The sequence below is a fragment of the Kamptonema animale CS-326 genome, from assembly GCF_028330895.1.
Taxonomy (GTDB): domain Bacteria; phylum Cyanobacteriota; class Cyanobacteriia; order Cyanobacteriales; family Microcoleaceae; genus Kamptonema; species Kamptonema formosum.
In genome coordinates this window covers 1-12,331 of the sequence record NZ_JAQMUA010000326.1, presented here as the reverse complement: position 1 = coordinate 12,331, position 12,331 = coordinate 1, and the positions used below count along the sequence as shown (strand labels likewise).

Genomic DNA, 12,331 nt, shown 5'->3' with positions numbered 1-12,331 from the left:
TCTTGAATCCTTCTCGATCATAACAAGTAAAAACACTTACATTCGGTAAATTTAATAAAATATCTAAGTGAAGATCCATTGCTCGCAACCTAGTAAAATGTAGTATCTGATACATTTTACCACAGGATGCCGAAAGAGCCTGTTTTTAAGTGCGCCCGGAATGTTGCCTTTTGCGGTTTTGAGTCGGACAGAAGACCCTGTGAGGGTTTTAAATCAAGTGGCATCGGCCATCGCAGAGATTCCAGATAGACGAGTGCAAAGTAATTTAATGGCATCGGCGGGGATTTTGGCCGGTTTAGTATTGGAGAGAGATGTAATTTCAAGAATTCTACGGAGGGATATTATGCACGAGTCAGTTATTTATCAAGAGATTTTGCAGGAAGGAATAGACGAAGGCAGGCAGGAAGGCAGGCAGGAAGGCAGGCAGGAAGGCAGACAGGAAGGCAGACAGGAAGGCAGGCAGTCTGCTATGGAAGAAATTGCTCGGAATTTGTTACGGGAAAATATGCCACTAGAGCAAATTGCTAGGTTTACAGGTTTGTCGCTGGAGGTGGTGCAAAGCTTACAAAGTTAGTTAAATTGGATCTAAAGAGCGCGTGTCTGGAATCAGTCCGATGGCGAAACGCCGCGCCGAAGGCATCGCGCTCTTCATTAAGCCTTTGCCTCAAGGCTAATCGCGCTCAGCCTTCAGCCTAGAATAATTAGGAATGGCGCGCGATCGCAAAATCCAACTGAGCAGTTTGGCGGTAAACTCTCAACAACCTCAGCGGATCGTCGCGTAAAATAGCAGGCGAAACCATCTTTTTAAAATAATCTAAAATCTAAAATCTAAAATCCAATGAGCTATTGCTTCAATCCAGCTTGTCAGAATCCGCAAAATCCTGCTGATGCAGAAATTTGCTCTAGCTGCGGCTCTAAATTGTTGCTGACACACAACCTTTCACTAAGTGAAATCAAAAGCGAAACAGCTCCGAAAGAGCTGGAAACACCCTTAGAGTGTCGCTACCGAGCCATAAAGCCCATCGGACAAGGTGGCTTTGGCAGAACCTTCTTAGCAGTAGATGAAAATAAACCCTTCACTTACTCGCAATGTGTAATTAAACAATTTTTTCCTCAAAATCCAACTGAGAAAGCAGCAGAGTGGTTTCATCGAGAAGCAATGCAGCTAGAAACATTAGGAAAACATCCCCAGATTCCTAACCTGATTGCACATTTTGAGCAAGACAGGCAGCAATATTTGGTGCAAGAATTTATCGCCGGCAAAAACTTAGCTCAAGAACTAACACAAAAAGGCCCATTCAACGAACTTCAAATTCGCCAACTTCTCCAAGATTTACTTCCAGTTCTGCATTTTGTTCATAAATCTAAAGTCATTCACCGCGATATCAAACCAGAAAATATTATTCGCCGTACCAACATTTATCAAGGTGGAGCAACCGGATTCATCCCTCTTTTACCTGCCGATTTAATCAGCTCTCAATCCCTAGTTTCTCCAGGAATTGCTAGAAACGGCCAACTCGTTTTAGTAGATTTTGGGGCAGCGAAAAAAGTTAAGGGAAATGGTCTGCCGCAAACAGGTACGATCGTAGGAAGTGCCGCCTATACCGCCCCAGAACAACTCATGGGTAAAGCAGTTTTTGCCAGCGATATCTACAGCTTGGGCATCACCTGCATTCATTTATTGACCCAAGTTCCCCCATTTGATTTATTCGACAGCAGAGAAGGCGCTTGGGCGTGGCGAGATTATTTGAAAACACCTGTTAGCGATGATTTTGGTCATATTCTTGACAAAATGCTGCAAGGTGCTACTAATCATCGTTATCATGCAGCCGCAGCCGTAATTAGGCATTTGAATCCCAAACCCGTTTATGTAGAAACATTGCCTGTAACATCTGAACCTGCAATTGTTTCCCCAGAAATGCCCCCAGAACCCCCAGTATTACCACCTGATTTACCGCCGCCACCAAATCAAAAACTACAGGGGAAAATTGAGCAAGCTTTGCAAGATACACTGACTCCCTACAATGTTAAGATTCAAGTTAACAAAACCAAGCGGAAATTAACTGTTGTCATCAATAGAAATGAAGATTGTAAGATTCATTATCCCCATTTATCTCAAATAATTGCCACTACTCTCACTGATTTACAATTAAATCAGATATCCGTAGTTAAACTTTTGGGAAGAGTTAACAATTCTCCTAGACCAGAGTGGAAGCAGGTGTTACAGATAGACACTAAAATCCAGTTCCGAAATAAAATCATTCGGCTGCAAAACAATAAACTAGCCTGGCGAGTCTCCCAACTTAAAACTAGAGAATTTTGGCTCTTTAAGTTGAAAAGTAAAGATTTCTGGATAGACTTATTAATGTTTGCCTTAATGCTGTTTATCTTGGGAACCCAAATAATTATTTTAAAGCCTTGGGTAGGAATAATAATTTCATCTGTTTTTCTCTATGTCAAAAATCAAGTTGCTAAAAATGAACAATTTAAGACCAATAGTTTATTGGCTACATTAGCAGGGATATTTTTGATGATGGGAATAGGCGTAAATTATACTATTTTTGTGTCTGGCCCATTTGGTATTCTTTTAGGTTGCCTATTTATGGCTTTACCGCTTTTTTACACAACAAAGTAGTTCTAGAGTAAGACCCAGCTTACGCATTTCTGACGTAACACCGCCCTCTGGGTGGTATCTTTGACTGCAAGCGAGTGCGGCGCTATAATGGTTCTTAACTTAATCAAAAATATTGTGTCTCTAACATCAACAAAATACGGTTTAGCAATTCATACCGCCAGCCCAGAATTAGGTCTAGCAATTAGCAATTTTGCTGGTGATTCCCGCTATCAAGTGTGGGATTTAGGCCGCAATTTAGCTACCCATTTGCATCAAAATTTACTAGATTTTATTCAGCCGCAAATTTGGGCAGATTTGGCATTTATTGCAGTTGCTAAAGGGCCAGGAAGTTTTACGGGAACTCGGATTGGTGTAGTTACGGCTAGGACTCTAGCGCAACAGTTAGATATTCCTTTGTTTGCTATTTCAACTTTAGCGGCTGTAGCTTGGGAGAAAAGAGAGAAGGAAGAAAGAGAGGGAAAAGGAGAAGTAGAAAATATTTTATTATCCTCTAGAATCCCACCATTAGAAAATTCAATCGCCCTCCAAATGCCTGCACAGCGCGGTCAATTATTTGGGGCAATATATGCAGTTAAAAGTGCAAAAAATGACGGCAATGATTCCAACTTAATTGAGTTATTACCAGATAAAGTAATGATGCTTGAAGCCTGGCAAGAAACTTTAGAATCTTGGCCCACACCATATCATTTAATTAAGGTTCAAAATGATTTGGGCGCGTCAGTTTTCAGCTTATTAGAACTAGCTTATTTAGATTATCAACACGGAAAACGCCCTAACTGGTCAGAAGCATTACCCTATTATGGGCAACATCCCGTTGAAGAAAAGTTATAAGTTAAAAGGAATAATTAAGATGGCTTACAGTGAATTTACTTTAGAAAGGGTGAAAAGAGAGTTTAATCTCAGGACTTTCTTATACCCATACTCAAAATTAGTGTTATAATCCTGATGTTTGGTTTCACTTCCTTCCACCCAACCTACCTCTGCAAGCTCCTTGGATCGAGTGCATCTCGCAATCCATCTCCTAACAAATTAAACGCCAAAACTGTTACAATAATCAACAAAGCAGGCGGCCACACTAACCACGGCTGCAACACCAAAATTGAAGCATTCGTAGACAAAGAAAGTAAATTTCCCCAAGAAGCATCCGGTTGCTGAATTCCTAATCCAATCAAACTCAAAACTGACTCAGCCACGATAAACCCAGGAATCGCCAAAGTAGCAGAAATAATCACATAAGTTGCTGTCTGCGGCAATACATGGCGTACAATAATATAAACTGGATTTGCCCCCATCGCCCTTGCCGCCTGTACAAATTCTCGTTGTTTAATTGAGAGCACTTGTCCCCGAATCACCCGCGCTAAACTCGCCCAACTGATAAAGGAAGTGATTAACACAATTAACAAAAACCGCTGAGTGCTAGTCAATCCAGGTGGTAAAACAGAAGCTAGGGCTACTAACAAGTAAATGCCTGGAATCGTCATCAAAACTTCAACAAATCGCATTAAAACACTGTCAATCCAACCACCAAAATATCCAGAAATCCCCCCGACTAACATACCCAGAGGGAAAGAAATCGCAATTCCTACTAATCCAATGCTCAGACTAATTCTGCTTCCATAAACCAAACGACTAAACTGATCTCGCGCCTGTTCATCCGTACCTACAAGGTGGAATCTTGCCTCGCCATTAGTTCCAAACAAATGTCTATTAAATGGTATAATCCCTAATATTTTATAGCTATCACCTTTGACAAATAGACTTAAAGGTGAAGGTTTTTCCCATTCTACAATCACATTACGATCGCCCGTATTCACATCCACTGGCCCTTGAGTTACGGGGTAAACGTGAGGCCCAATAAATCTGCCGTCTCTCGTAGTTAAATAAATCTGCGTTGGCGGTAATAGAGAACCATTCAATTGAGAGTTATAGGGGTCATAAGGCGCAATAAAATCCGCCGCGATCGCCACTCCATACAAAATCAATAGTAACACAGCCCCCAATCGAGCTAAAGGATTATTTTTAAGATTTTGCCACCATTTCATAATTTTAGTTAGTTGTTAGTTGTTAGTTGTTGTATTCTTTAGTCCGCGTAGGCGGACTTTGTTTGTGTAGTAGCGGTTTCAACCGCCAAATCATATATTACTCCTCTTAATTACCAATTACCAATTACCAATTACCCATTACCAATTACCCATTACCCCTTACCCATTACCAATTACCAATTACCCATTACCAATTACCAATTACCCATTACCCATTTTCCACCTTTTCTATTTCCTTCAATGCTTGACCATTAAAAGGATTGTAGAAAAATGAACCAGTTTGCGGCGGTAACTTGGGATTAAGTACAATTTCCACAATACTTTTCACAACTCCCGTTAGAGGAATCGCTAAGATTACCCCCAAAACCCCTCCCACTCTACCTCCCAACAGTAAAGCCGCAAAAATAACCACAGGGCTAAATCCTGTTAAACTACCCATAATCCGAGGAGCAATTAAATTATCCTTCACCTGTTGAAGAGCGATCGCAGCTACCAAAACCTCCAGCGCTAACCACCAATCAATAAACGCCACAATAATGCTCACTGCGCCAATTCCTAGAGTTGCCCCAATAAAAGGAATGGCTTCCAACAACCCGATGAACACAGCAAATAGCAAGAAAAAAGGAACCTGTAAAACCCAGAAAACCAGAGTCAGCCCGATGGCCATAAATAGGCCTAACAACAACTGTCCCGATACAAATCGCTGAAGATTTCTCTCCAAAGTTTCTGTTAAAACATAGCGAATTTCTGGCGCAAAAATACTCGTCAAACCCCGCCAAACTCTTTCCCCATCTAACAACATATAAAACGAAATTACCAGGATTAAGATTAAGTCAAGAAACCAGTTAACAGTTCCTACAACTAAACCCAAACCGCTAGCAGCGATCGCTTGTACTTGTTCCTGCACTTTAGCAGACAATTGTTGCTCCAAGATTTGCACGTCAAACGGCAAATTACGCTCCGCACTCCAAATCTGAAACTCCGCTAATTGCTGTCGCCCAGACTCTAGTAAGTCTGGGAATCTTACCGCTAATTGTGCAGCTTGGTTTAAAACAGGAGGTGCGATCGTCAAAACGATCACTGCCATAACCAACCCAGCAGCAAAATAAACTAGCGCCGCCGCCGCGCCCCTCGGCAAAAATACTTGCAGTCTCGCTACCGCGTAATTCAATAAAAACGCAATCAGTCCCGCCGTTACTAAAATACTGATCAATTCCGCGACATAATGAATCGCACCGAGAGTAAACCAACCTGTCACTAAAACTAGCAACCAAGTAATTAGAAACTGTTGGACGGGAGAAAACACACTATTCATGTCGATTTGATATTTCCGATTTGAGATTTAAGATTGAGACTCGATCTAAAATCTAAAATCATTTTATAGATCGCCCTAAACAGCCATAGCTTCCTCAGCCGACAAGTCATGCTCAACTACAAACACATTCGAGTAGAGATTAGCAATAACCTGTTTGCCTTGCTGAGTCAGAGATAAGTAATGCAAGGCATCTTTTACATAAGGGTGAACCCCATGCCAGTAAAACTTGGAATAGTTAACCCGTAAATCGCCAGGATTTTTATATCCCACTTTTTGGTTAAACCCAGTTTCCTCAAATTCATAGTAAAGGGAACTAATTTTTTTGAGGTAACGAGGATCGCTGAGTTGGCCAATTAGATCGGCAGCTCGAACTAAACCTGGAAAGTTAATTGTATCTTGATGATCCGACTCTTTTGGTACGGGAAATCGAGTCAGTTCGATATTGCGCTTAATCACCTCAGCATCGATCAGCCGATGGCCGCCAAACCGCTCGTCAATAAACAGTTTAGCGCGGTCTACGTGATAGGGAGTCAAGCTAGCATCAGTAGAGCCGGGAGGTAGAGGCACCAATTCTGTGCCGTTACCCGTAGCATACCAGCCATTTCGATCCTGGCGGCAAACGCCTTTGACGTAGCCGATGTCGTGACAAACTAGGGAGATGATGAAGTGTAGCCAATCTTCGCAGGAAGCCCCGCCTTCGCGGATGTGTTTGCCTCGTAAAATTTCTTGGCCTACCAATGTCACCAAAATCGTGTGTTCAACGTTGTGGTAGAGAGCATCGCTGTTGGCGATATTTTCTAGCGCCATACTGCCTGCCCAGGCGATGATGTCTTCGTAGTCTGGTTTGTAGCCGCCGTAAGTGCGGGTGTAGCCAAACCGTATTTTCTGCACGAAGGCATCGATCAGAAGTTCAGTTGCATTAAAAACCATACTTGACAGTTGCTCGTGCTGAGTCTAGGATCGATCGGGACGCGGACACCCCTTACTATAGCAACCGCCAAGGCGGTTAGGGGCTAGGATGCTCAGGGCTAGGGAAAGAAGGGAAGAGAATCAATGGTTTCATCAATTCAGAACGTCCTAACCTACGAAAGCGGTTGCTATATATTAGAAAACTTGATTTTATTCTTTTTACCATAACCTCGCTGTTTATACAGCTCAGCTTTAAAAATTATTAGGAATTACACGCGCTCATAGTATGGTAGCCGTCTGGGCTGTTCCTTACTGCTGAGACGGCGGCGTTAGAAACAGTTTTTCCTAAGTCCTAAATTAGAGCGATATTGGGGAAAAAGACTACTAAAAAGGTGCATTCTGGAGCCATCTCCAATCTTGATTTTTGCCGATCGCCCTCTAAGTCTTAGGGATGAATTTTACTCATCCTTAACAAGGATGGGTTGAGTGAAGCTAAAATGTAAACTACGATTTTAAATCTGCAATCTTTCTTTACAATAACAAAACTAAAGGTAAAGACTGCCGGGAGAAACCAAAAGTGACCGATCGAGTTTTACCAGAAACAGAAGACACTCAGCCACCTTTCCCTCCAGAGGGTAGACGTGGTAGCAACTTTGAGGCGAAAAGTTGGGAAGAAGAGGCGGGGGACGATCTAGCGGTTGAAGATCCCTCTAAAAATGATTTTTCTAATCAGCCTGAAAACGAAACTCCGAGCGATCGCGATCCAGAATCCGACGAAGAAGAATTAGAAGACGATCGCAGAGTTGCTAGTGGTGTGGAATGGCAAGGTTTGCTAGTGGGTTTAGGAATTGGGGCCGTGACGGCGATCGCGGGTATGCAATTCTTTTTTAACCAACAGTCTCCTGCAACACCGGAAGTTAAAGCTGAATCTGCCCAATTTGAAGCAGGAATGCCTCAGAATGTGGAAGTCGCACCGGTGGAAGTTGCCAGTGTCGATCGCAGTATCGAAGGTACGGGTACTATTGCTGCTTATGACTTGTTACCAGTTTTGGCTCAGGTTAATGGTTTGCAGATTAAGCAAGTTTTGGTCAAAGAAGGAGATACTGTTGAAAAAGGTCAGGTAATGGCTATACTTGACGATTCCGTATTGCGATCGCAACTTGCCGAAGCGATCGCCGATGTTCAATCTGCCGATGCCACAGTTCAGCAAGCACAAGCACAAGTACAGCAAGCTCAATCGCTGCAAAACGAAACTGTAGCAGCCTTTGAGCAAGCCAAAGCCAACTTAGTACAAGCCAGAGCTAGGGCAATTCAAGCTCAAGCAGGCGTTGATAAAGCTAAAGCAGGCGTTAGCGTTGCCCAAGCAAGCGCCGCCCAAGCCCGCGCCCAATTAGAGCAAGCTCAAAGAGAAGTTGAACGCTCTCAAAATTTAGCTTCCCAGGGAGTAATTAGCGTTCAAGACTTAGAAAAGCGCAGGACAGAGGTAAAGACGGCTCAGGAAGACTTGAAAAAATCAGCTCAAGAAATCAACCAAGCGATCGAAGAAGTAAAAGTCGCTGAAGCTCAGATTATTAATGCTCAAGCAGATATTAGAAATGCCGAAGCTGGTGTTAGCAGTGCCCGAGCAAAATTTGAGACAGCAGGAACTAATATTGGTAGCGCTCAAGCGAATGTAGGCAACAATCAAGCCAGCGTCCGCAGTAGTGAAGCACGAGTGCAGCAGTTGCAAACACAATTAGAACAAACTCTCGTGCGAGCCCCTGAAAGCGGAATTATTGCCGAAAGAATTGTTCGCGTTGGAGATGTTACTAGCGCCTCGCAGAAACTATATTCTATTATCAGGGATGGCAGACTGGAATTACAACTTAAAGTCCCAGAAACTCAACTGCCGCAAATAAAAATTGGCACAGAAGTAAAACTAATTTCCGACTCTGATTCCCGGATCTCTTTGCGTGGTAACGTGCGCGAAATAGCACCCAATATTGAACCCGGCAATCGTCAAGCTACTGTTAAAATTAATTTACCGAGAGTAACTGATATTAGAGAATCTCTCTTACGACCCGGAATGTTTTTACGCGCCTCCCTAGCAACAGAAAGCGCTCAAGGCTTGACAGTCCCAGCCAAAGCAGTCGTACCGCAAACGAATGGTTCGGGAATAGTTTATCGGCTGGTAGGCGAAAATAAAGTACAAGCTCAATCTGTTGTCCTTGGCGAGGTTGTGGGTGCTATGGGAGGCAATTTAAGTAAAGCTAAGGTGGAAATTAAGAGCGGTTTAAAGGCCGGCGATCGGGTAGTGGTTGGAGGTGTTGAAAATCTTAAAGATGGCGATCGCGTTAATATAATTTCTGAAAATAGCATGGTTCCTAATACTAAACTATAGCCCAGAAAAAGGAATAGGAAAGAAGAAAATCCGGCGATTGAAATCCCATCTACACAAACAAAGTCCGCAACCACAGCGGTTAGGGAATTCTAGATCGCCCAAACCCTTTCTATTATTGCATTTTCCTCCTGCCTCTTGCCTTCTGCCTCCTGCCTTCTGCTATACAAGGTGGAATGAGGATGGGGAGCGATCGCTTGACGATCGCCGTAGGTATTTCTACCGTCATAATTGTCAATAAACTTGTCCTAATCACTTAGAACTTACGCTCATGGCTCCAGAAACCGGGTTTTTGAGAGCATCTGTGGATAAGGGCGAAGTATTTTCGTCAAAAAACCCGGTTTCTTTGGTTGGGTGCCAAAGTCCTATCACTGCGATTTATTTGGAACTTTAAGACACTCAACGCTTTACGCATTAAGGATTCAGAGGTATTCTCACCCCTAAATTCCTTTCGAGATCTCAATTTTCCTTCCCTTTGTTAAAAATTCATATTTTCTTAAGTTTTAAGTGTAAAATTTATTGATAAGGGAACGCCGCATCAACGCTGAATCTAATTTATCTATCAATTATCCTAGTGTAACAATTGATTAAGATAAATTAATAATCAATTAAGTTGGATAAAGAATAGCTGTAAATCTTACAAAACATTTACCAATCCCGATAATAAGCGAACTAACCATGCACCTTAACGGCCTGCCTATTTATTCGTCAGCTTTGGAGCAAGCCATCGATCGCCATCCTTTAACAGTTGCTCCCGATACCTACCTGATCGATGTCCTAGCTCTCATGAGCCAAGTACGTAGCAGTTGCGAACTGCCCAGTTGGTACCAATTTTGTCAATTGGATACCATTCATGACCCCAGCGCGATCGGCGAAGCACGAGCTAGCTGCGTCTTGGTGATGGAAGGGTTACAGCTCTTAGGTGTTTTCACCGAGCGAGATATAGTCAGGCTCACCGCCAACGGGATCAGCTTGAACTCAGTCAGAATTGCCGAAGTAATGACACGCTCCGTAATTACCCTCAAGCAATCCGACTCCCAAGATATTTTTACAGCCCTATCTATATTGCGCCAACACCGGATTCGCCATCTGCCCATTGTTGACGATCGCGGACTACTAATGGGCATAGTCACCCCCGAAAGCATTAGACAAGCACTACAACCCGTCAACTTGCTAACTAGCTTGCGCTACGTGACAGACGTAATGACATCCGAAGTTATCTACGCGCCAAAAACTGCCTCCGTACTCAACCTCGCCCAACTAATGGCACGCCATCGAGTCAGTTGTATTGTGATTGTCGAAGAGAGAAATCGGTATCAAAACTCTAGAAAACCACGAAAAGAAAAACCTTTTGAGCTGACGCAACTTCTAGCTCCCAGAGTAACACAGAGGGAAAATTCAAGACCAATATTTGCTTCTTTTTCTCCTAATAATTGTACCTCATCCGAATTTGGTACTAATTGGGAAAAAGGGGAACTGTGGACAGAAGAAGAATTCCCAATTTCCCCTTATCAAAGTCCAATTCCTCAAATTGAATACCCCATAATCAATACCAAATTATTAATGCCTGTAGGTATTGTCACTGAGCGAGATATTGTGCAATTTCACGCTCTAGAACTGAATTTATCACAAATACAGGCTGCTGATGTCATGAGTAGCCCTTTGTTTTGTCTGGCTCCCTCAGACTCATTGTGGATAGCTCACCAGGAAATGCAGCGCCGTCGAGTGCGTCGCTTAGTCGTAGCTGGAAGTGAAGGCGAACTTCTGGGAATAGTTTCCCAGACAAGTTTACTGCAAGTTCTCAACCCCTCTGAGATGTACGGAGTGATCGAACTTTTGCAGCAAGCAGTTGACGATCGCACTGCTGAATTAAAGAAAGCCAACGACCAATTGCAGCAGGAAATTTTAGTACGTCAGAGAGCAGAAGAGGCTTTGCGCCAAGCTCATGATAACTTAAAAAAACAAGTTGAAGAAAGAACTGCGGAATTATCAACCTCAAATGAATTGCTAAGGCGGGATATTATTAAGCGTCAGCGAGTAGAAGAAGCATTACGGCGAAAAGAAGCTCGTTTTAGAACTCAAGCCCATCAATTAGAGCAAACTATTCGTAAGTTGCAGCAAACCCAAACTCAACTGATTCAAACAGAAAAAATGTCCTCTCTCGGACAAATGATCGCTGGTATTGCCCATGAAATTAATAATCCTGTTAACTTTATCTATGGCAATCTTTCCCATATCAACTATTACATCAAAGAAATGCTAAGTGTGCTGCAACTTTATCAGCAACATTATCCAGATCCCGTCCCGGAGATTCAAGCAGCAGCCGAAGATGTCGATCTCAATTTTATGGTGAAAGACATTACCAAAATTTTGTCTTCAATGCAGTTAGGATCGGAACGTATACGAGAAATTGTCCTATCGCTTCGGAATTTTTCTCGCTTAGATGAAGCGGATATGAAGTTAGTGGATATTCATGAGGGGATTGAGAGTACGCTGCTGATTTTGCAGCATCGGCTGAAACCTCAAAGCGGATTTTCTCCGATTGTAATTCTCAAAGACTATGGAAAACTGCCTCGCGTGGAGTGTTATGCTGGACAGTTAAATCAGGTATTTATGAATATCCTGAGTAATGCCATTGATGCTTTAGAAGAAGCACATGGGCAATGGAGCATCGGCAAAGAGAAGAGCAAGGAAAGCGGACAATTGCCTATAGATGATTTTCTATTGCCACATCCTACAATTCGGATTACTACCTCTGTTTTAGATGCTGATTGGGTAGCTATTTCAATTGCTGACAATGGCCCCGGTATTTCCCAGGAGATTCGCCACCAATTATTTGACCCTTTCTTTACTACAAAACCTATTGGTAAAGGCACTGGGTTGGGGTTATCTATTTCTCACCACTTGGTAGTTGAGAAACATGGGGGAATTTTGGAATGTATTTCAGCACCTGGAAAAGGAACAGAGTTTGTGATTCAGATTCCTCTCCACCCGCAGTGTCGGCGACCAATTTAGAAGATACAGGACTTACCCAGGATTACGTAACGGCCCCC

Annotated in this window: 8 protein-coding genes; 5 read left to right on the top strand and 3 right to left on the bottom strand. The window is 42.8% G+C overall.

Going from position 1 to position 12,331, the window contains the following annotated elements; all coding sequences use genetic code 11:
* The first annotated feature begins 160 nt into the window (after positions 1-160).
* The 3 genes from PN499_RS19025 (at position 161) to tsaB (ending at position 3,466) form a co-directional block, all read left to right on the top strand.
* Positions 161-574, top strand: a complete 414-nt coding sequence (locus tag PN499_RS19025; RefSeq protein ID WP_272033670.1) for an RpnC/YadD family protein — start codon at positions 161-163, stop codon at positions 572-574.
* 264 nt (positions 575-838) lie between these two features.
* The gene (locus PN499_RS19020; RefSeq protein WP_272033669.1) at positions 839-2,635 is read left to right on the top strand and encodes a serine/threonine-protein kinase; all 1,797 of its coding nucleotides are present in this window, start codon (positions 839-841) and stop codon (positions 2,633-2,635) included.
* An 87-nt stretch (positions 2,636-2,722) separates the two neighbouring features.
* On the top strand, positions 2,723-3,466 hold the full coding sequence (gene tsaB / locus PN499_RS19015; protein WP_272033668.1) for a tRNA (adenosine(37)-N6)-threonylcarbamoyltransferase complex dimerization subunit type 1 TsaB: 744 nt from the start codon (positions 2,723-2,725) through the stop codon (positions 3,464-3,466).
* Positions 3,467-3,609: 143 nt separating this feature from the next.
* Here tsaB and PN499_RS19010 read toward each other — a convergent pair whose 3' ends face one another.
* The 3 genes from PN499_RS19010 to PN499_RS19000 all read right to left on the bottom strand — a co-directional run bounded on the left by PN499_RS19010 (position 3,610) and on the right by PN499_RS19000 (position 6,922).
* Positions 3,610-4,677, bottom strand: a complete 1,068-nt coding sequence (locus PN499_RS19010) for an ABC transporter permease (RefSeq protein ID WP_272033667.1) — start codon at positions 4,675-4,677, stop codon at positions 3,610-3,612.
* 208 nt (positions 4,678-4,885) lie between these two features.
* Positions 4,886-5,992 (bottom strand): AI-2E family transporter, encoded by a 1,107-nt coding sequence (locus PN499_RS19005; RefSeq protein WP_272033666.1) that lies wholly within the window; start codon positions 5,990-5,992, stop codon positions 4,886-4,888.
* Between the two features lie 75 nt (positions 5,993-6,067).
* Positions 6,068-6,922: an Npun_R2479 family HD domain-containing metalloprotein gene (locus tag PN499_RS19000; RefSeq protein ID WP_007354516.1), complete on the bottom strand. Its 855-nt coding sequence runs from the start codon at positions 6,920-6,922 to the stop codon at positions 6,068-6,070.
* A gap of 556 nt (positions 6,923-7,478) precedes the next feature.
* On the opposite strand from PN499_RS19000, the gene PN499_RS18995 reads away from it, so the two are divergent.
* Both PN499_RS18995 and PN499_RS18990 read left to right on the top strand, forming a co-directional pair.
* The gene (locus PN499_RS18995; protein ID WP_272033664.1) at positions 7,479-9,281 is read left to right on the top strand and encodes an efflux RND transporter periplasmic adaptor subunit; all 1,803 of its coding nucleotides are present in this window, start codon (positions 7,479-7,481) and stop codon (positions 9,279-9,281) included.
* A 675-nt stretch (positions 9,282-9,956) separates the two neighbouring features.
* Complete coding sequence (locus PN499_RS18990; RefSeq protein WP_272033663.1) at positions 9,957-12,293, top strand: CBS domain-containing protein; 2,337 nt, start codon at positions 9,957-9,959, stop codon at positions 12,291-12,293.
* Positions 12,294-12,331: the final 38 nt, after the last annotated feature.

Bases quoted from the DNA above. Each gene is read 5' to 3' on its own strand.
- PN499_RS19025 (WP_272033670.1), top strand. From the start codon at position 161: ATGTTGCCTTTTGCGGTTTTGAGTCGGACAGAAGACCCTGTGAGGGTT.
- PN499_RS19020 (WP_272033669.1), top strand. From the start codon at position 839: ATGAGCTATTGCTTCAATCCAGCTTGTCAGAATCCGCAAAATCCTGCT.
- tsaB (WP_272033668.1), top strand. From the start codon at position 2,723: ATGGTTCTTAACTTAATCAAAAATATTGTGTCTCTAACATCAACAAAA.
- PN499_RS19010 (WP_272033667.1), bottom strand. From the start codon at position 4,677: ATGAAATGGTGGCAAAATCTTAAAAATAATCCTTTAGCTCGATTGGGG.
- PN499_RS19005 (WP_272033666.1), bottom strand. From the start codon at position 5,992: ATGAATAGTGTGTTTTCTCCCGTCCAACAGTTTCTAATTACTTGGTTG.
- PN499_RS19000 (WP_007354516.1), bottom strand. From the start codon at position 6,922: ATGGTTTTTAATGCAACTGAACTTCTGATCGATGCCTTCGTGCAGAAA.
- PN499_RS18990 (WP_272033663.1), top strand. From the start codon at position 9,957: ATGCACCTTAACGGCCTGCCTATTTATTCGTCAGCTTTGGAGCAAGCC.